This is a genomic window from Acinetobacter sp. NRRL B-65365, assembly GCF_001605865.1.
GTDB lineage: Bacteria > Pseudomonadota > Gammaproteobacteria > Pseudomonadales > Moraxellaceae > Acinetobacter > Acinetobacter vivianii.
Genome location: NZ_LRPD01000001.1, coordinates 116207 through 135617 on the forward strand (window position 1 = coordinate 116207; position 19411 = coordinate 135617).

General features: G+C 42.1%; 19 protein-coding genes. 10 read left to right on the top strand and 9 right to left on the bottom strand.

The features are described 5' to 3' along the window. Positions 1-74: 74 nt before the first annotated feature. The 3 genes from AWW72_RS00555 (at position 75) to AWW72_RS00565 (ending at position 2453) form a co-directional block, all read left to right on the top strand. Positions 75-590, top strand: a complete 516-nt coding sequence (locus AWW72_RS00555) for a GspH/FimT family pseudopilin (protein ID WP_062846109.1) — start codon at positions 75-77, stop codon at positions 588-590. Positions 591-701: 111 nt separating this feature from the next. Further along, positions 702-1877 carry a thiolase family protein gene (locus AWW72_RS00560; protein WP_004775399.1) on the top strand — a complete coding sequence of 392 codons (1176 nt, stop codon included), beginning with the start codon at positions 702-704 and terminating at the stop codon, positions 1875-1877. A 132-nt stretch (positions 1878-2009) separates the two neighbouring features. Further along, positions 2010-2453 carry a VOC family protein gene (locus AWW72_RS00565; RefSeq protein WP_062846110.1) on the top strand — a complete coding sequence of 148 codons (444 nt, stop codon included), beginning with the start codon at positions 2010-2012 and terminating at the stop codon, positions 2451-2453. 54 nt (positions 2454-2507) lie between these two features. Here AWW72_RS00565 and AWW72_RS00570 read toward each other — a convergent pair whose 3' ends face one another. From AWW72_RS00570 to AWW72_RS00590, 5 genes are all read right to left on the bottom strand, one after another. Next, entirely contained in the window at positions 2508-2993 is a 486-nt protein-coding gene (locus tag AWW72_RS00570; RefSeq protein ID WP_062846111.1) for a DUF934 domain-containing protein, read from the bottom strand. Then, complete coding sequence (locus AWW72_RS00575; protein WP_062846112.1) at positions 2986-4629, bottom strand: nitrite/sulfite reductase; 1644 nt, start codon at positions 4627-4629, stop codon at positions 2986-2988. The genes AWW72_RS00570 and AWW72_RS00575 overlap by 8 nt, the downstream gene beginning before the upstream one ends. A gap of 173 nt (positions 4630-4802) precedes the next feature. Next, entirely contained in the window at positions 4803-7208 is a 2406-nt protein-coding gene (locus tag AWW72_RS00580) for a glucose/quinate/shikimate family membrane-bound PQQ-dependent dehydrogenase (RefSeq protein ID WP_004775406.1), read from the bottom strand. A 145-nt stretch (positions 7209-7353) separates the two neighbouring features. Then, the gene (locus AWW72_RS00585) at positions 7354-8577 is read right to left on the bottom strand and encodes a carbohydrate porin (protein WP_171254659.1); all 1224 of its coding nucleotides are present in this window, start codon (positions 8575-8577) and stop codon (positions 7354-7356) included. A 144-nt stretch (positions 8578-8721) separates the two neighbouring features. After that, positions 8722-9840: a CaiB/BaiF CoA transferase family protein gene (locus AWW72_RS00590; RefSeq protein WP_005259414.1), complete on the bottom strand. Its 1119-nt coding sequence runs from the start codon at positions 9838-9840 to the stop codon at positions 8722-8724. Positions 9841-10053: 213 nt separating this feature from the next. Here AWW72_RS00590 and AWW72_RS00595 point away from each other — a divergent pair, with 213 nt between their 5' ends. Together AWW72_RS00595 and AWW72_RS00600 are read left to right on the top strand one after the other, a co-directional pair. Next, positions 10054-11067, top strand: a complete 1014-nt coding sequence (locus AWW72_RS00595; protein ID WP_005259415.1) for an AraC family transcriptional regulator — start codon at positions 10054-10056, stop codon at positions 11065-11067. Positions 11068-11162: 95 nt separating this feature from the next. After that, positions 11163-11621 (top strand): GNAT family N-acetyltransferase, encoded by a 459-nt coding sequence (locus AWW72_RS00600; protein WP_004775411.1) that lies wholly within the window; start codon positions 11163-11165, stop codon positions 11619-11621. An 88-nt stretch (positions 11622-11709) separates the two neighbouring features. Here AWW72_RS00600 and AWW72_RS00605 read toward each other — a convergent pair whose 3' ends face one another. Next, on the bottom strand, positions 11710-12252 hold the full coding sequence (locus AWW72_RS00605; RefSeq protein ID WP_004775415.1) for a P-loop NTPase family protein: 543 nt from the start codon (positions 12250-12252) through the stop codon (positions 11710-11712). Then, positions 12253-12450: a P-loop NTPase family protein gene (locus AWW72_RS00610; RefSeq protein ID WP_004775417.1), complete on the bottom strand. Its 198-nt coding sequence runs from the start codon at positions 12448-12450 to the stop codon at positions 12253-12255. Positions 12451-12623: 173 nt separating this feature from the next. On the opposite strand from AWW72_RS00610, the gene AWW72_RS00615 reads away from it, so the two are divergent. From AWW72_RS00615 to AWW72_RS00635, 5 genes are all read left to right on the top strand, one after another. Then, a complete protein-coding gene (locus AWW72_RS00615; protein WP_047429418.1) occupies positions 12624-13829 on the top strand; it encodes an acetyl-CoA C-acetyltransferase in 1206 nt (401 codons plus the stop codon). Between the two features lie 10 nt (positions 13830-13839). Further along, entirely contained in the window at positions 13840-15975 is a 2136-nt protein-coding gene (locus AWW72_RS00620; RefSeq protein ID WP_062846114.1) for a 3-hydroxyacyl-CoA dehydrogenase NAD-binding domain-containing protein, read from the top strand. A 167-nt stretch (positions 15976-16142) separates the two neighbouring features. Further along, a complete protein-coding gene (locus tag AWW72_RS00625; RefSeq protein WP_047429412.1) occupies positions 16143-16364 on the top strand; it encodes a hypothetical protein in 222 nt (73 codons plus the stop codon). Between the two features lie 63 nt (positions 16365-16427). Continuing rightward, a complete protein-coding gene (locus AWW72_RS00630; RefSeq protein ID WP_005259431.1) occupies positions 16428-17282 on the top strand; it encodes a patatin-like phospholipase family protein in 855 nt (284 codons plus the stop codon). A gap of 201 nt (positions 17283-17483) precedes the next feature. Next, a complete protein-coding gene (locus AWW72_RS00635; RefSeq protein ID WP_047429407.1) occupies positions 17484-17714 on the top strand; it encodes a hypothetical protein in 231 nt (76 codons plus the stop codon). 32 nt (positions 17715-17746) lie between these two features. On the opposite strand, the gene AWW72_RS00640 is transcribed toward AWW72_RS00635, so the two are convergent. After that, positions 17747-18175: a GNAT family N-acetyltransferase gene (locus AWW72_RS00640; RefSeq protein WP_062846189.1), complete on the bottom strand. Its 429-nt coding sequence runs from the start codon at positions 18173-18175 to the stop codon at positions 17747-17749. Between the two features lie 17 nt (positions 18176-18192). Next, positions 18193-19410, bottom strand: coding sequence for a class I SAM-dependent methyltransferase (locus tag AWW72_RS00645; RefSeq protein WP_004775431.1), 1218 nt, complete (start codon positions 19408-19410; stop codon positions 18193-18195). Between the last annotated feature and the right edge of the window lies 1 nt (position 19411).

Below are 19411 nucleotides of genomic sequence, written 5' to 3' on the forward strand. Positions count from 1 at the left end.
TTTTATTAAAACAAATAACGTTTATGCTTAACATATTGTTAATAAAAAAGTTAATAAAAATAGACAGGAAAAACATGTTTAGACCACATGGATTTACATTGGGTGAATTGCTTATCGTTATCAGTATTCTGGCGATTCTTAGCTATATCGCCCTACCATATTTTCGCGACTTAATGGTTTCAGGTGAAGCAAATCATTTAAAAAGAAACCTCACAATTCACATACAAAAAGCAAAAACCGATGCACAGCTTTACCATAAAAATGTGATGCTGTGCCCAAGTAATGACCTGATTGACTGTGGCAAAGACTGGAATAAGGGCTTTATCGGCTTCCTTGACACCAATAAGAATAGAAAACGAGATCACAATGAACCTTTACTCTTTGCCGTATCACTTAATCTCAAATATGGTCATTTACATTATAGTGCTTTTGGTGCGACACCCTATGCGATCATTTTTCAGGGAGAAAACGGACTCCCCTTTGCAGCGAATGGTAGCTTTACCTATTGTTCAACTTCGCCTGACTATCACAGTAAAATGCGCTTAAGCCGCATGGGAAATACTCGCTTTGAGAAAATATCCAGCTGTTAAAAACTCCTCAGTCTAGCTTAAAAAAAGTAAAACGCTTTATTCCAGTTCTTTTTTTAATATACTGCTTAAGTTTGGAACATTTTTTATAAATTATAAGTGTGGAGACACATAATGACTGACATCGTAATTGTTAATGGCGCTCGTACTGCAATGGGCGGCTTCCAAGGTGCACTCTCTGGCGTAACAGCGCCTGAATTAGGTGCAGTAACAATTAAAGAAGCAATTGCCCGTTCTGGCCTACAACCCACTGATGTAGAAGAAGTCATCATGGGTTGCGTATTACCTGCTGGTCTCAAACAAGGCCCAGCTCGTCAAGCAATGCGTAAGGCAGGATTACCAGATTCTACAGGTGCAGTCACCATTAATAAGCTGTGTGGTTCTGGCATGAAAGCGGTGATGCAAGCAGCAGATATGATCAAGGCTGGTAGTGCAGACATCGTCGTTGCTGGTGGTATGGAATCAATGACCAATGCACCATACGTTCTTCCTAAAGCACGTGGTGGCTACCGTATGGGCCATGGTGAAATTAAAGATCATATGTTCCTAGATGGTCTGGAAGATGCTGAAACTGGTCGTTTGATGGGTTCTTTTGCTCAGGACATGGCAAATCAACGTAGTTATACTCGCGAACAAATGGATGACTTCGCGATTCGTTCTTTACACCGCGCGCAAAAAGCAATTACTGAAGGCTATTTTAAAGATGAGATCGTGCCTGTAACGGTTTCAACGCGTAAAGGCGATGTGGTTGTTGACCAAGATGAACAACCGCTTAGTGCAAAAATTGACAAGATCCCATCACTTAAACCTGCTTTTGCAAAAGACGGTACGATTACAGCAGCAAATGCCAGCTCAATTTCAGATGGTGCATCTGCACTGGTCTTAACCTCTAGTGATGTTGCAGCGCAACGTGGCTTACAGCCTTTGGCAAAAATTATTGCAACTGCCTCAAACTCACAACACCCTTCAGAGTTTACCATTGCACCTGTAGGCGCGATTGAAAAAGTATTGAAGAAAGCGGGCTGGGATGCACAAGAAGTTGACCTTTGGGAAATCAATGAAGCATTTGCAATGGTCACCATGTGCCCAATTGATGATTTCAAATTAGATGCAGAAAAAGTGAATATCAATGGCGGTGCTTGTGCACTGGGCCACCCTGTTGGTTCTACAGGTTCTCGTATCATTCTTACGCTCATTCATGCACTTAAACGCACAGGCGGCAAAAAAGGTGTTGCAGCGTTGTGTATCGGTGGTGGTGAAGCAACAGCGGTTGCAATTGAATTGATCTAAGTATCAATTTGATAACTTAAAAATCCTGCCAAGCGCAGGATTTTTTGTTTTGAGAATTACAAAAAATAATGCACCTATAGCGCAATTCCCGATAAGTTATATTTTGTATAAAAAAACAACAGGACGTCCCGCATGCAACTCAATCATTATTTAAATTTTAAAGGACAAACCGAACAGGCATTTAATTTTTATAAATCTGTATTTGGCGGTGAGTTTGCCATGCTCAGCCGTTATGGTGATATGCCACCAACAGAAGGGATCACACTTTCTGATGCTGATAAAAACTTGATTCTACATGTTTCCCTACCCATCAATGAATTTACCGTATTGATGGCCTCGGATATCAACGATCAATTCTGTGCCCCACATAGTGTATTTACCCAAGGCAATAATCATTATATTTCGATTAATCTAGATCCTGATGAACTTGAGGATGCTCAAAGACTTTTCGATGCTTTGTCCGTCAATGGTCAAGTTGAAATGCCCTTGGAAAAAACCTTCTGGGGTGCACTCTACGGCGCTTTTACCGATCAGTTCGGGATCAAATGGATGATCAATTGTCAGCTCGATGAATAATCAACATCAAATAAAAAAGCTGAACCAAAGTTCAGCTTTTTTATTTCAGAAGGCTTAAGCCCCAGTCTGATAACTTGCTTGAGGTACGGCAGTTGACGCCTGATAAGGATTGGTAAAATCCTGAAGACCAGCAGCGGCTTCATGAATATCCTTACCTTCTTTCACTACAAAAGTGTCAAAGCCAGAACGCTTTAAATAATTTAGAACATCCTTGAAGATATCACCGACCGCACGCAATTCACCTTGATAGCCTTGACGACGCAATAAGGCAGCAAATGAATAACCACGACCATCATTGAAACCCGCAAATTCAATGAAGATTGCATCAAACTCATCTAGTGGAAATTGATGGGTTTCAGGTGAATCGTTTACTGTAATGTACAATGCTTTTTTGCCTTGTACCTGTGCCAATTGATCAAGTTGTGCCGTTGTTAATACAACATCACCTTGTGGAAGCGCACCATCTTCTGCAATGACTTGATAAGTATTGTCTGCAATTGTGCCATCTTTAGAAAGCACTTGTAGCGATGTATTAAGCATAAGCACGCTCCTTGAATGGTTGAATGCCAACACGGCGATAGGTATCAATAAAACGCTCACCTTCATTACGCAAGTCAAGGTAAGTATTCAAGATTTCCTCAATCACATCAGGTACGGCATCGGCAGCAAAAGATGGGCCTAAGATATCGCCTAAAGATGCATCATGATCTGCATGACCACCTAAAGTGATTTGATAGAACTCAGCACCTTTTTTATCAACACCCAGAATACCGATATTACCGACATGGTGATGACCACAAGCGTTCATACAACCTGAGATATTCAGGTCAAGCTCACCAAGATTGTAGATGGTATCTAAATCTTCAAAACGACGGCTAATCGCTTCTGAAATTGGAATCGATTTCGCATTCGCCAATGAGCAGAAATCACCACCCGGGCAGCAAATGATATCGGTAATAAAGCCGATATGCGCACGCGCCATGTTGTGATGTTCAAGGGTTTGCCACAATTCAAATAAATCTTTTTGTGGTACATCCACCAATGAAATGTTTTGTTCATGTGTGGTACGGAACTCACCAAAGGTGTACTTATCCGCCAAATCAGCAATTAAGTTCATTTCTTCAGAAGTCACATCACCCGGCGCAACCCCTGCACGTTTCAGGGAAATCGTAACAATACGATAGCCTTTCACTTTATGTGCGTTGGTATTGACGTTGAACCATTGCTTGAATTTAGGATATTCAGCAAATAAAGCCGTAAAATCTTGATCTTCCAGATCTTGATAATCAAATGGTGTAAATTCTTCATCCATTTTTTTCAAGATTTCAGGTTGAATTTTCAAAGCTTCACGCGTGTGTTTAAATTCAGCTTCTACTTTTTGAGCAAATACTTCTGGTGTTAATGCTTTCACCAAAATCTTGATACGTGCTTTGTATTTGTTATCACGACGACCATGCAAGTTATATACACGTAGGGTCGCTTCAAGATAAGCAATTAAATCTTCGCGTGGCAAGAACTCACGAATGACGCTACCAATGATTGGGGTACGGCCTAAGCCACCGCCAGCCATGATCTTATAGCCCATTTCACCCGCGTCATTACGAACCAGATATACACCAATATCGTGGAATGCTGTTGCAGCACGGTCTTTCTCTTGCAATGCTGAAACTGCAATCTTGAACTTACGTGGCAAGAACGCAAATTCAGGATGGAAGGTACTCCACTGACGAATCAATTCACACGTTGGACGTGGATCAGCAATCTCGCCTGCTACAACACCCGCAAACTGGTCGGTGGTGGTATTACGGATACAGTTACCTGAAGTTTGTACCGCATGCATTTGCACTGTTGCCAGTTCAGCAAGAATATCAGGCACATTTTCTAATGCAGGCCAGTTCAACTGAATATTCTGACGCGTTGAAACATGGGCATAACCACGGTCATATTCCGTCGCAATTTCAGCAATTTTTCTGAGTTGTTTGGTATTCATCAAGCCATACGGCACAGCAATACGGAGCATTGGCGCATAACGTTGCACGTATAAACCATTTTGCAAACGTAGTGGACGATATTCGTCTTCTGTTAATTTTCCTGCTAAATAGCGTTCTGTTTGATCACGAAACTGAGCAACACGTTGGTTAATCAGTTGTTGATCGAAATCCGTATATAAATACATGGCGTATGGCTAGTCATTCATTATAAAGGCGACTAGCATAGCGAGCTTTCATTCATCAACAAAATGCTTTTTTTGCATATTTAATAACGGTTTTATTGATAAGCCTATCTAATTGCCATAAAAAGAAAAAGCCCAGACGAATCTGAGCTTTTCTCTATCATTTTTAAATGAAATTAGTTCTTATCTGGCAAAGCATAAGCCACGAGATAATCACCCATTTTCGTGCCGAATGAACCATGTCCACCCGCCATAATCACGACGTACTGTTTACCATTGGCTTCATAAGTCATTGGAGTTGCTTGTCCACCTGCTGGTAAACGTGCTTCCCATAACTTGTCGCCATTTGAAACATTGAATGCACGGATGTAGTTATCTTGAGTTGCACCAACGAACATTACGTTACCCGCAGTCGAGATTGAACCACCTAAACCTGGTACACCAATTTTCACTGGCGGTAACTGGAATAGATTCGGCAAGCTGTCACGGATGGTACCGATACGTTTTTTCCAAACTACATCATGGGTTTTCAAGTCCACACCAGCAACATAGCCCCAGCCAGGTTGTTTACATGGCAAACCGAATGGCGACAGGAACGGACTGATATCAACGCCGTATGGTGTGCCATACATCGGTTGCATACCTTGTTCTGTACCCGCACCACGCGCAACTGGCTCGCGGTTTGGATCTGCTGGAATTAAACGGCTCACGAATGGCAAACCAATCGGGTTCATGACTGCAACCTGACGATCAGCATTCACAGACATACCGCCCCACTCGAATACACCGAGGTTACCAGGGAAAACTAAAGTTCCGTTTTCTGAAGGCGGCGTATAAATACCATCATAGTTCAGACGTTTAAATTTCACACGACACATTAACTGGTCAAACATTGTGGCACCCCACATGTCTTTATCCGTCAATTTATCTTTCGGTGCTAAGTTAAAGTCAGAGAATGGTTGAGTTTTAGAATAGAACTCACCTTTGGTTTGTGGTCCCCACTTCACTGTTTGCGGCACTGGTTTTTCAGTAATCGGTACAATTGGCTGACCATTACGACGATCTAGAACAAAGGCATTACCTGTTTTAGTCAACACATAAATTGCAGGCACTGTTTGACCAGATTTATCCTGAATATCCGCCAATGAAGGTTGTGACGGTACATCCATATCCCACAAATCATGATGTGTGGTCTGGAAATGCCATACCAGTTTACCTGTGGTTGCATTGATCGCCAGCATTGAGTTTGCATAACGCTCTTTCAATTCTGTACGGTCACCGCCCCAGATATCTGGCGTACCTACACCTGTTGGAACATACACGATGTCCAGTTTTGCATCATAGGCAAGTGGCGCCCATGCGTTTGGTGAGTTATGCACAAATGTTGTGTCTTGACCCGGCATTGCATTTGGATCAGCAGCGCCTGTATCAAACACCCATAATAATTTACCTGTGTTCACGTCATAACCACGAATAACACCTGATGGCTCTTTATTCGAATGGTTATCTGTTACAGATCCAGCGATCACAACGGTCGTACCAGACACAACACCCGGAGATGTCGGATTATAACCACCCGGATACGCATATGGCATGAACTCTTGTAAGTTCACTTCACCGTTTTGACCAAAGTCAGAACATGCCTTACCTGTATCTGCATTCACTGCAACCAAACGACCATCATTCACAGGAACAAAAACTTTACGTGGACACTCTGTTGAGGTCGACTTCTTCGCTTGTAAACTGGTTGCAAATTCAGTGGTATTGGCAGCATCGTAGTACATTACACCACGACAAGTTAAGTGCTGGAAGGTTTTATCCGTTTTAAGCTTAGGATCAAAACGCCATTTTTCCTTACCTGTCGCAGGATCAATCGAGATTAAATGTTGATGTGGTGTACACATAAACATGTTATTGCCGATCTTGATTGGTGTTACTTGGTTAGTGGTTTCACCTGAATCATTTTCAGTTCTGAAATCACCGGTACGTAATGTCCAAGCCACTTTAAGATCTTTGACGTTTTTATCATTGATCTGTGTCAATGGAGAATAACGTTCACCACCCTGACTACGACCATAAGCTGGCCAATCTTCAGGTGCAATGCCTTCAACCGCTTTCGCCTGTGCAGGTTGCGGCGTCTGAATCACACCATTGATTTCTTGTGGATCATTAAAGATCGAGTACACCATCACCACGATAGCAATCGCTAAAGTTGAAGATAAGGCCACTTTACTTGATGCCAGATTATCAATACCGCGTGTTACCGCAGGAACGAGTAACCAAAGACCCAAGATACCCAGAATATCTAGACGTGGTGCAAGTGCCCAGAAGTCTGTACCAACTTCCCAAACACCCCAGATCACACTGCCTAACATGAGCGCGGCATACACCCATAAAGGGCCTGATGCACGTTTATAGAGTTGTACTGCCACAATGAGCAACAGCACACCTGCAATCACATAATAAAAAGACCCGCCAATGGCAGCGAGCCAGATACCGCCAATGAGCAAGAACAGCGCAATGAGGGCGATAATAATCACCGTCAATGTTCTTAGCCCAGATTTTGAAGCAGATTGATTCATAAGATCACCTTGCATCTTTTGTATTTTTAGATCCATTAAGAAGATGAATGATCCACTTAATGGTCGAAGTTCAAATCACAACAAGTATGGTGCAGATACGGCCCACTTTATGAGTTTCATCTGCACAATTGCTCGAGTATCGAAATTAGAAAACGGTTTGGAACTTAATTCCGCCAACCCATGTCTTATCGCCATTTTTCAATGCGCCAACATGGTGGACATATTGAATATTCGGACGAATCGTCAGCCAGTTGGTTGCGTGAATGCCGTAATACAACTCAGTGTTATATTCCTCATCCAGCAAACCATTTGCATCATCATTGGCATGAATACGTGCTACGCCCAGTGCAAGTTCATCTTGCGGACGTTGGTCAAGTAAACCTTTATAGATCAAGCCAACATTTTGCATGTCTTTGACAGAATTAGTTTTTGAATCATGTACTGTGACATTCACAAAACCAGTTAAACCTCGATCAGACTGACCGTCATGACGGGTTAACTGCTGCTTCACAGTGAACCAGCCACCTTGTTTGTGTCCAGTTTTGGCAGGATTCTCAATTTCTGCTGCATCAGCCGTACTGTAGTAGTAGCCGAAACGATATTCACCCGGTAAAGATAATGCACCGAGTTTTGGTGTCCAGACCACTTCGGCTGGAATAATCGCACCATGTGAACCATCAGTACTTAAATTAAAGCCTTTACCACGTTGCAAGTTTTCAGGGTTATATTCATAAGCCCCGATTTGAGCATATAGATCTGGCTGTAAGTTGTACTTCACACGCAATGCCCACTGACTCACAGGCCAGTTGTACCATTGGTCGCCTACCCAGTTACCCACTTGCGAACCACATAAAGCCAAGTTCTGGAAATCACAGTCAAAGCTGTTGAAATCTTCACCTTCGCCAAAACGACCGACTTTAATATCCAAAGCTTGATCTAAAAATTTCTTTTTGATCCACAAGTCTGTTAGACGCCATGTTTGACCACGCCCCCACACTTCTTGTGTAGAACTCAAATGGCCCTGTAATGCATCAGCCTTTTGCGATAAAGATTGACCATCACGATAAGTGACCGTGATCTGTGCTTCAGTATCTTGCCAACCTAAAATTTTATTTAGATCGAAATGTGTACCTAAAGCCAATTGTCCAGTAAATTCACTGCCATGGCTTGAATGCTGTTTAGAATCTAAAACCCCTGCGAATTCACCAGTGTAATCAGCAGAAAATTTGTAACCCTGTTCTTGCAACGCCGTGCGTTGACCGTTCCAATCACCAAATAGCCATTGACCATTCGGATCAAAGGCTGATGAAGCGGCTTGAGTATGTTGTGCAAAAAGACTCAATGATAGAACGGATAAACAAGAAACAATCAATGACTTCGAGATTGTCATGTTTACGTAACCTTTTATGTTATTGTGTATAAAAGGTTACTCTTATTTTTAAATTACAACTTATTCAAAATGTTAACAATCTGTACAATATTTTAACAATCAGTGATTAGTCGCACATATTTTCTACCATTTGCCTTCACCTAGCCCCTGACCGATGAATGCATACTTCATTTGAGAACGAGAAAACTTGATTGGACAGGCCAATTGCGCTTCAGTTTGATCCGAGTTTTCAGATACAGGGACATCTACAACCCAGTCGCGTTGCTGAGCGATTGGTGAATCCAAAGCCTCATCCAGACTGAGAACTGGTTCTACGCAAATATCCAGACTCTGGAACAAATGTTGCCATTCTGAAAAATTCTGAGTCTTAAACTTATCTTGTAGCGCTTGTTTTACTGCCTGACGATCTTCTGGGTCAAAAGAGGCACCTTTTGCCAGTAGTAAAGGCAATTCTAAAGCAGCTGCCAAGCCAGCCATAAATTGTGGCTCTAAACTTCCTACAGAGAAATAGCGGCCATCTTTGGTTTCATAATAATCATAGAAACTCGCACCATTGAGCATGCCTGCCTCAGGCGCTTGCGGTGTCTGCCCTGCCAGACTTGCAGAAGCCGCCATACTATTGAGGCTTGCCACACAATCTGTCATGGAAATATCAATATATTGTCCTAGACCGCTGCGTTGACGTTCAACGACAGCCGCAAGTATACCAATCACGGCATGCAATGATCCGCCAGCTACATCGGCAATCTGAATCCCTAAAGGTGGTGGCCCACTGTCTTGACGACCGCTGTGTCCAGAAATGCCCGCAAGTGCCAAGTAATTAATATCGTGCCCTGCCCGATCTTTATAAGCGCCTGTCTGGCCATATCCAGTAATTGAACAATAGATGAGACGTGGATTAATCTCGGCTAAAGTTTCATAGTCCAGCCCTAGACGACGCATTACATCTGGACGGAACTGTTCCAGCACAATATCAAACTCGGAAATTTTTGTTTTGATCAGTTCAATATTGGCTGCATCTTTTAGATCGAGTGCAATCGACTGCTTGTTTCGATTGAGATAACTATGTGCAGTGGCCTGTCCGTTCGCATAGGGTGGCATTATCCGTACCAAGTCAGGACGTGTTGGAGATTCAACATGGATAACTTCTGCACCCATGTCCGCAAGGTACATACTGGCAAATGGCCCAGGTAATAAAGTAGAAAAATCTAGGACTTTCAATCCCTTTAGAGCAGATGGCATGATAATTTTTACTCAATTTGTTCAAATTTTCTTTTATACTAGGTGTGAAGAAACACAAAAACAATGTCATGTTCAGCCATTTACCTTGATAGTTTCGGCAATTTAACATGTATACAATGAGCAGATAATTTTCTTGTCAATTGCTCAATTTGATATTTTAGACGGTTATTTAGGTCAATTATCGTGAATAGTAAAGAAACTGAAGGATTCAATATGAGCCGTGATACGATCAGCATCCACTTCGTGAATGCGGCTTTAACAGGTGTTAAACGCCTAGGCATGGACGTTGAAACATTACTTTCACATGTCGGTATAGAAGCAGAATTGCTCCGTCAACCGAAAGCTCGAATCTCTCCTGAGCAGTACACCCGTTTTGTAAAAATGTTATGGATGGTCACTCAAGACGAACACGTTGGTTTCGATGTACAGCCTCGTCGCTTGGGTACATTCGCAATCATGTGTCAATTGATAATCCATTCCAAGACACTCGGACAAGCACTTGAACTCTCCTCTCAATTCTACAAACTGTTTGGAGATGAATGGTCAGTAAGCTTGGAACGTGACAAGCATGAAGCACGTTTGGTTCCCCACATTCCTAAAGCTTTAGATCCAGACCATTTCATTACTGAAAGCATGCTAATGATTTGGCATGGTCTTGCTTCATGGTTAATCGAACGTCGTTTACCTTTAGAACGTGTTCATTTTGGTTATGAACGCCCAAGCCATGCCGATGAATACGATGCTTTATTCTTTGCACCCGTGATGCAATTTGATGCGCCACGTACAGAGATCACCTTTGCTGCTGATTATCTTGACCTGCCAATCCGTCAAGATGAAAAGACTTTAGAAGAATTCCTGAAAGCAGCACCTGCACAACTATTAGTGAAATTCAAAAACACCAACTCACTTACCTCACGTATTCGTGATGTATTAAAGAGTCAGATTGGCGAAGAAATGCCAACACTCAACGATGTTGCCGCAATGTTGTATTTATCACCACAAACTTTGCGTCGTCGTTTAGCTGCCGAAGGTAAAAGCTATCAAGGTGTCAAAGACGCCTTGCGTCGTGATGCTGCGATTCACTTATTACTCACTCCAAATCTCACCCTTGAAGATGTAGCACAACAAGTCGGCTTTAGTGAAACCAGTACGTTCCACCGTGCCTTTAAGAAATGGACAGGTGTTACCCCCGGTTTATATCGTCAGTTGCACGGACATCATAGCTAATTGTTTCCAAACGGGTGTTCAGCCTAATATGGTTGAACACTTCTTTAAAATTATGGTAATAATCAAGCCTAATTTTACGATAAGCTTGAACAACAATGATCATAAAAAAAGGCGACTTCACGCATCCCCAAGTTCAAAATTTGATCCACATCCATTTGCATGGCCTGCATCAGAACACACCTATTGAACATAGTTTTGCATTAGATCTCTCTCATCTACAAAACGATTCTATAAGCTTTTATACCCTTTGGAATAACGATTTGCTTCTTGGCTGTGGCGCGATTCAAGAACTGACACCTCAACATGCTGAACTCAAATCTATGCGGACTCATCCTGATCATTTACGTCAAGGTGTTGCAAAGCAATTGCTGGAGTATTTATTGAAAGTTGCTCAACAACGTCAATATCAACGCGTCAGTTTAGAAACAGGCAAAGATGCTCACTTTAATGCTGCAATTAGCCTTTATAAAAAGTTTGGTTTTGTTCAAGGCGCGGCGTTTGCAGAATATACTGAATCGCCCTATAACCAGTTCTTTCACTTATCTTTATCATAAGTTTCATCTTTAGCAGGGTCATAACCATAAGCCAATAACACCTTATCCTGATGCCTAAACAAGCACTGGGCTTTTGTTTTGATATGCATCACTCTGCCTTCATCTGCTTTAAAAATGCTTCCGTCTGTTTTGGCGAAGTCAGACGAATAAATTGAATATGTTTATACTGAGGGTCCTTGCTCATGGCTAAATACTTTTTACGGTTTTTAGCGTGATGAGTGATCATCCATAAAATAATAGAGTCCTTAGACAGAAAGCTAGTCTTGAAACTTTCTCGATTATTCGAGTTTGGCCATAGTCTTTTTTGTGTTGCCGCGCGAGCAATTGCTCGTTTAACTGAGCGGTACAGGTTCAATGAAAATGAATAATCCAGCCAAATAACCGTATCAATATATTTAAGCTTTAAATCTAGTGTTCGAGAATAATTACCATCAAGTACCCATCCTCTAGGTGACTGATTCATTTGACTTTGTAATTTAGCAAAAAACTCCTGATCAGATGTTTCTTGCCAATCATCCAGCCAAAATAAATCATCCATTTCAATGTGTGCCACCCCTAGCTTTTGAGCGAGCTGACGGGCAAAGGTCGTTTTTCCAGAAGCAGAGGTTCCTACAACATTAATAAATTTCATCTATCCCCACCCAGTCTCAGCATTTTCCATCGCGATTTTGAGCTTCAAAAATAAAGCATCATTTGACGATTCTTGCCAATCATCCAGCCAGAGTAAATTATCAAGTTCGATGTTTTGTAATTTTGTTTTTACTGCCAATTCACGGGTCAGTGTAGATTTACCAGAGCCTGTCGTACCAATAATATTAATGAATTTCATGTAATCAATATATTTTATTTATGGTTGGCTAGTGTACTGATGAACCTATTTTTCAATCAAGTCGTTAGATTGGCGAAAAACATCAAACTTGCCAATGTTTATCATCATTGCGCTGACACTTAAATTGAGTACACTCGATAAACAACAATTTTAAGGTGATACAAGGAAAACCTATGAGCGAGGCCTACATTATTGATGCCATTCGCACGCCACGCGGAAAAGGAAAAAAAGATGGCTCACTGCATGAAGTCAAACCGATTACTTTACTCACATCATTACTGAATGAATTACAACAACGCCACCAACTCGACACGTCAAAAGTGGATGATATCGTTTTAGGTTGCGTCACCCCGATTGCAGACCAAGGCGGTGATATTGCCAAAACCGCAGCGATTGCGGCTGGCTGGAATGATGATGTTGCTGGTGTGCAAATCAACCGTTTCTGTGCATCTGGTTTAGAAGCTGTCAATTTGGCTGCACAAAAAGTCCGTTCAGGTTGGGAAGATATCGTCGTTGCAGGTGGCGTTGAATCGATGTCACGTATTCCAATGGGTTCTGATGGTGGTCCGTGGGCACTTGATCCTGAAACCAACTTAAAATCTTCTTTTGTACCACAAGGCGTTGGTGCAGACCTCATTGCTACTTTAGATGGCTATAGCCGCGAAGATGTTGATGCATTTGCCGTCGGCTCACAACAAAAAGCAGCGGCAGCTCAAGCCAACGGTTATTTCGACAAATCAGTGGTGCCTGTTAAAGATCATTCTGGGGTGCTGATTTTAGAAAAAGATGAATTTATTCGAGGTACGACCACAGTTGAAGGCTTGGCAAAACTGAATGCCAGCTTCGAAATGATGGGACAAATGGGCTTCGATGCCGTTGCATTACAGAAATATCCAGAAGCGCAGAAAATTAATCATGTGCATCATGCAGGCAACTCATCAGGTATCGTTGATGGCGCGGCTGTGGTGTTATTGGCTTCTGAAAAAGCAGTCAAAGAACAAGGCTTGAAACCACGCGCCAAAGTATTAGCAACTGCCTTGGTCGGTACAGACCCAACAATCATGCTGACAGGCCCTGCCCCTGCTGCGCGTAAAGCTTTAGCTAAAGCTGGTTTAACAATTGATGATATTGACCTATTTGAAGTCAATGAAGCTTTTGCTGCGGTCGTCATGCGTTTTATCAATGAGCTCAAAGTTCCTGCTGAGAAAGTCAATGTCAATGGTGGTGCAATTGCCATGGGCCATCCATTGGGTGCTACGGGTGCCATGATTTTAGGAACTTTACTTGATGAATTAGAGCGTCAAGGTAAAAAACGTGGCCTAGCCACTTTGTGTGTGGGTGGTGGAATGGGGATCGCTACCATTATTGAGTTGGTGTAAGGAGCACAACATGAGCGCTATTAAATACGAAAAAAACGCTGACAATATTGTAATTCTTACCCTTGATTCATCTGGTCAATCTGCCAATACCATGAATGCAGAATTCCGTGAGTCACTCCAAGAAGTTAGCCAAAAACTCAAAACAGAAACTGATCTGAAAGGCATTATTTTCCGTTCTGCCAAGAAAACTTTCTTTGCAGGCGGTGACTTGGATGAGTTAATTCAGGTTCAACCCGAACATGCCACTGAATTCTTTAAAATGATTGAGGAACTCAAAGGCGACTTACGTGCGATTGAAACATTAGGGGTTCCTGTTGTTGCCGCATTAAATGGTACGGCGCTCGGTGGCGGTTGGGAGATCGCTTTAGGCTGTCATTATCGTATTGCCATTAACGATCCAAAAACCAAGTTTGGTTTACCAGAAGTGACTTTAGGTTTGTTGCCAGGCGGTGGTGGTATCGTCCGTATGGTTCGCTTGCTTGGTTTACAGAATGCGTTTCCATTCTTGATGGAAGGCAAACAGTTTGGTGTGGACAAAGCAAAATCGCTAGGCTTAGTTCATGACACCGCTGAAAATGAACAAGAGCTTTTAGACAAAGCGATTGCTTGGGTCAAAGCCAATCCGAAGTCACAACAACCTTTCGATGTTAAAGGCTACAAAATCCCAGGGGGTGATCCCAAAACTCCTGCTGTGGCTCAAATACTTGCCATTGCTCCAGCCATGCTGCGCGACAAAACCAAAGGCTGTTACCCTGCGCCTGAAGCGATCATGGCGGCAGCAGTAGAAGGTGCGCAGGTTGATGTTGATACCGCTTTACGTATCGAATCACGTTACTTTACTCAACTCACGGTCGGTCAGATTTCTAAAAATATGATCGGCACATTCTGGCATGGTCTTAATGCAATCAAATCAGGTGCAAGTCGTCCTGCGGATGTTGCAAAATGGCAAGCCACTAAAGTCGGTGTATTGGGTGCTGGGATGATGGGTGCGGGTATCGCCTACTCGACAGCAATCAAAGGCATCCCTGTGGTACTCAAAGATGTATCAGTTGAGAATGCAGAAAAAGGCAAAGCGTATTCGCAAAAACTTCTCGATAAGCGTGTTTCTCAAGGTCGTATGAGCGCAGAAAAGCGTGACCAAGTCTTAGCACTGATTACAGCAACAGCAAATGCAGCAGACTTGCAAGGCTGTGATTTGATAATCGAAGCGGTATTTGAGAATCAGGAATTAAAAGCCAAAGTGACACAAGAAGCTGAACAATATTTAGCTGAAGGTGGCATCTTTGCATCAAATACCTCAACCCTTCCAATCACGGGTTTGGCAACAGCAAGTAAAGATGCCAAGAAATTCATTGGGCTCCACTTCTTTAGTCCAGTAGATAAGATGCAACTGGTTGAAATTATCAAAGGCAAAGAGACTTCTGCGGACACATTGGCGAAAGCCTATGACTTTGTTCAACAAATTGCCAAGACACCGATCGTCGTCAATGACAGCCGTGGTTTCTTTACCAGCCGTGTGTTCGGAACCTTTATTCAGGAAGGTATGCGTTTACTTGCAGAAGGCGTTCATCCTGCCAAAATTGAAATGGCTGCACTAAAAGCTGGTATGCCAGTTGGCCCACTCGCAATTCAGGATGAAGTCTCTTTAACTTTGACTGAGCATGTGGCTGGTGAAACCCGTAAAGCATTGCAAGCTGAAGGTAAAGATTTGCCAAAAACCCCTGTGGATGAAGTCGTTCATACCATGATTCACGAGCTGAACCGTAAAGGTAAAGCGGCGGGTGCTGGTTTCTATGACTATCCAGAAAATGGCAAAAAGCATTTATGGGATGGACTCAGCCGTTGGCAGAAAGACAACAGTATTACTGAACAGGATATGATTGACCGCTTCCTGTTTGTACAAGCACTGGATACTTTACGTTGCTATGAAGAAGGTGTTTTAGAATCAGTGATTGATGCCAATGTCGGTTCAATTTTTGGAATTGGCTTTGCACCGTGGACCGGTGGTGCGATTCAATTCCTGAATCAGAATGGAATTGAGCAATCATTGCAACGCGCAGAACAACTTGCAGGCCAATATGGTGAACGTTTTGTGCCACCTCAACTGTTAAAAGACCTTGCTCAGAGAAAAGAAATTATTCAATAATTTTGTTCTCTCTGCATTGCAGATCAGCCCGTATGGAACTCGTTGTCTATACGGGCTTTTTTCTGGTTTCAACAGTGCCGTAGCAAAACTTTCGAGCATTACATCACGATTTATGCTATAACCACCAACAGTTTTGCTTTAATTTTTTTGTCCTTTGGAACTATCTTATGTCTGAGAAACTCTGTCCAGAAACCTCACCGTGGGGTTGGAAAGCATTAATTATCACCTGTATTCTAAGCTTCATTTTTATGGTCGTTTTCTATTTAGCCATGAATAATGAGCCAGACTATATGCCAATGAACAAAAATAAAGTGGCGCCTCAGTCTGAAATGTCACAATCGTCAATGATGTCTGAAACCAGCACGGAAACACATCAGCACAATCACTAAAATGCTTGTCGAACATGATAAATCCTGTTAAACAGGGATTTATCATGTTATTCGAGATATTCAATGCTTCAACAAAATCGTCAGGCACTGGTCGTTGAAGGCGGTGGAATGCGAGGTGCATTCACCAGCGGTGTCTTAGATGCATTTTTACAGCAACAGTTTAATCCCTTCGATCTCTGTGTTGGTGTTTCTTCTGGTTCAACCAATGTCGCCAACTATCTGGCCGCACAACAAGGCCGCACGCTTCAGATCTATTTAGATCATTCGCTTCGCACCGAATTTATTCATTATGGCCGTTTCTTCAAAGGCGGTGATCTGCTCGATTTAAAATGGATGTGGGATATCGTGGAAAGCGAACATCCTTTGAATCAGGCACATTTATTTGCGAATCATCCTGAATTTTATATGGTACTCACTCACGCCATTACGGGTGAAGCCACTTATATCAAAGCTTCCAAAGACAATATTCTGGATGGTCTAAGAGCCTCTAGCTCAATTCCAGTATTGACGCGCCAAGCAGTTGAGGTATTTGGAGAACCTTATTTCGATGGTGGTGTAGCAGATGCCTTGCCTGTACTTTGGGCAGCACAACAACATGATGTATCAAAATTAATGGTGTTAAGAACCCGTCCTCAAAACTACTATAAAGCCAGTAGTAAAGGCGATCAGTTCCTTGCGAAATATCTATTCAAGCAAAATCATGGCTTTGCGCAGAGTCTATTGTCCAGAACACAACGCTACAATGATTCGGTTCAGTTTGTGCGCACACCCTCAGGACAAAAAATTCTGGAAGTTTGTCCGCCTGATCTTAAAAATATGGCTGGTCGACTCACCAAGAATAAGGCCAAAATCCGCTATAGCTATGATGTCGGCTTAGACGTTGGCTTACAAGCCATCGAAGACTGGAATAAACTTTAAATCGTTGTCGAATCATCAATAATATATTGAGGCAGGATAAGCCTGATCATGCTCATCCTGTCTCACATCTCCCTCGAATTTTTCTATTTTAAAAGTTTTCTCCAACCCAACATTATTCACATTCCTATTTTTATACTTGGCAATAGCGGCTAAAAAGGCGCAAAATCTGCTTTTATTTTTTTATTTATTTGGGAATTTATTATGAATAAGCAACCATCCCCACAAAAAGATTCAAATGAAACCGTATTGGGATGGAAATTTGTCATCATTGTTGGGGTGCTCAGTACCATTTTTTTAAGCTTTTTCTATTTAGCAATGACCCAAGAACCAGATTACATGCCTGGAGCACAGCGTAAGGCACAACAACAAAAAGAGCTTTCTCAGGAAGCCTCTCCTGCAAGCTCCGAAGTGCCTGCACAAACTAAGCAGTAGTCAGAACAATCGGTAGATGCCAATCTTACAGGTCAAACCATTCCTGTGATTGGCATAATCATCTCAATATGTGGAATACCACACTCATCATATTCCTCTCCTTGCACTACAAAACCAAGCTGCTCATAGAATGAAATCGCATGCACTTGCGATGACAAATGAAGAAATGCGCGATGTTGCTGCCGTGCATAGGCCAGAATCTCTTGCATGATCATTTGACCAATCCCTTGTCCTCGATAGGCTTTGAGTACTGCAACCCGCCCCACACTATTATTTTGTAATAATCGTGCTGTTGCAATCGGCTGCTCCTGATCATAAATCACAAAGTGTTGTGAGATCGCATCTTGTTCATCCCACTCATCCTGTTCTGGAATGGCTTGCTCTACGATAAAAACTTGCTCTCGAATCAATTTGGCATCACGCTGTAATTGATCCCAACTTCCCTGTTGAACGCGTAGCATATTTCCCTCGAATGTCATTAACACTTACAACCTATATTCTCGACTGGCATTTGATCTTGTAATAACAGTTCCAAACTGTGTTTCTCAATGCCATACATTGCTTTTAACGCTTGAATCTGCTGCATAATTTTGGCATCAGGCTGCTGAATATCTTTGCGCTTGGTCGCCAGAATCATTTTGTTTTTGCTGGTATGTTCCAAAGATACAAATTCAAAGACTTTGGTTTCATAGCCATAGGCTTTTAGTAATAAAGCACGCAAGGTATCGGTCAACATTTCTGCCTGCTGGCCTGCATGAATACCAAACTGAAGCATGGGCTGTAACACCTCTGGACTTTGTAATTGCGGACGTAGCTCTTTATGACAGCACGGCGCGCACATGATCATCGATGCATTGAGGCGAATCCCTGTATGAATGGCAAAATCTGTCGCAATATCACAAGCATGTAAAGCAATCATCACATCCAGTTTTTCTGGATGATAGGTACGAACATCGCCTTCAAAAAAGTCTAAGTGATTAAAATCAACCTGATCAGCAATATTCTGGCAAAACTCCACCAGATTCGAACGCAGCTCAACGCCCGTGATTAAAGGCGTTTTCTGTTGTGCTTGCAAATAGTCATACAACGCAAAAGTTAAATAGCCTTTACCTGAACCAAAGTCGACAATATTTAATTCTTGCTGTGAAGCATCGATCTGCTCATAGGCATTGGAAAAGATTTCAATAAATTTATTAATTTGTTTCCATTTTCGCGCCATGCTTGGCACGATCTGCCCTTTTTCATCGGTAATACCAAGATGTTTTAAGAACGGGCTTTGCTGTTGCACATAACGCTGCTTTTCACGATTATGTTGCTGTTGTTCAACCTTATCCGTTGCTGCCTGTTTTTTCTGGCTATTCAACATCGCTTTCTTTTTATTTTTCTTAAGCTGTATGTCTTGATTCAAGGTAAATAAATTTGCCTGTTTAGATTGTGCCAACAATTCAGCAATTTTTTCCAGACCTTCTGTAATTGAATAGTTTTTTGTAATGTCTTGCGTAGTGTGATGATACAAACAGGACAATGTTGCCTGTCCCTGCAATTCAATCATACGAAAAGTCATTTTTTCTAATTGTGCCAAATCACCTTTGTACTGACTCAGTATCAGGCGATCAAAGCTTTTATTTTCAATAGATTGCTGGATATCCAAGAAAAACTGCTGTTCTTGTTCAAAAGAAAAATTCGGCGCAAACATA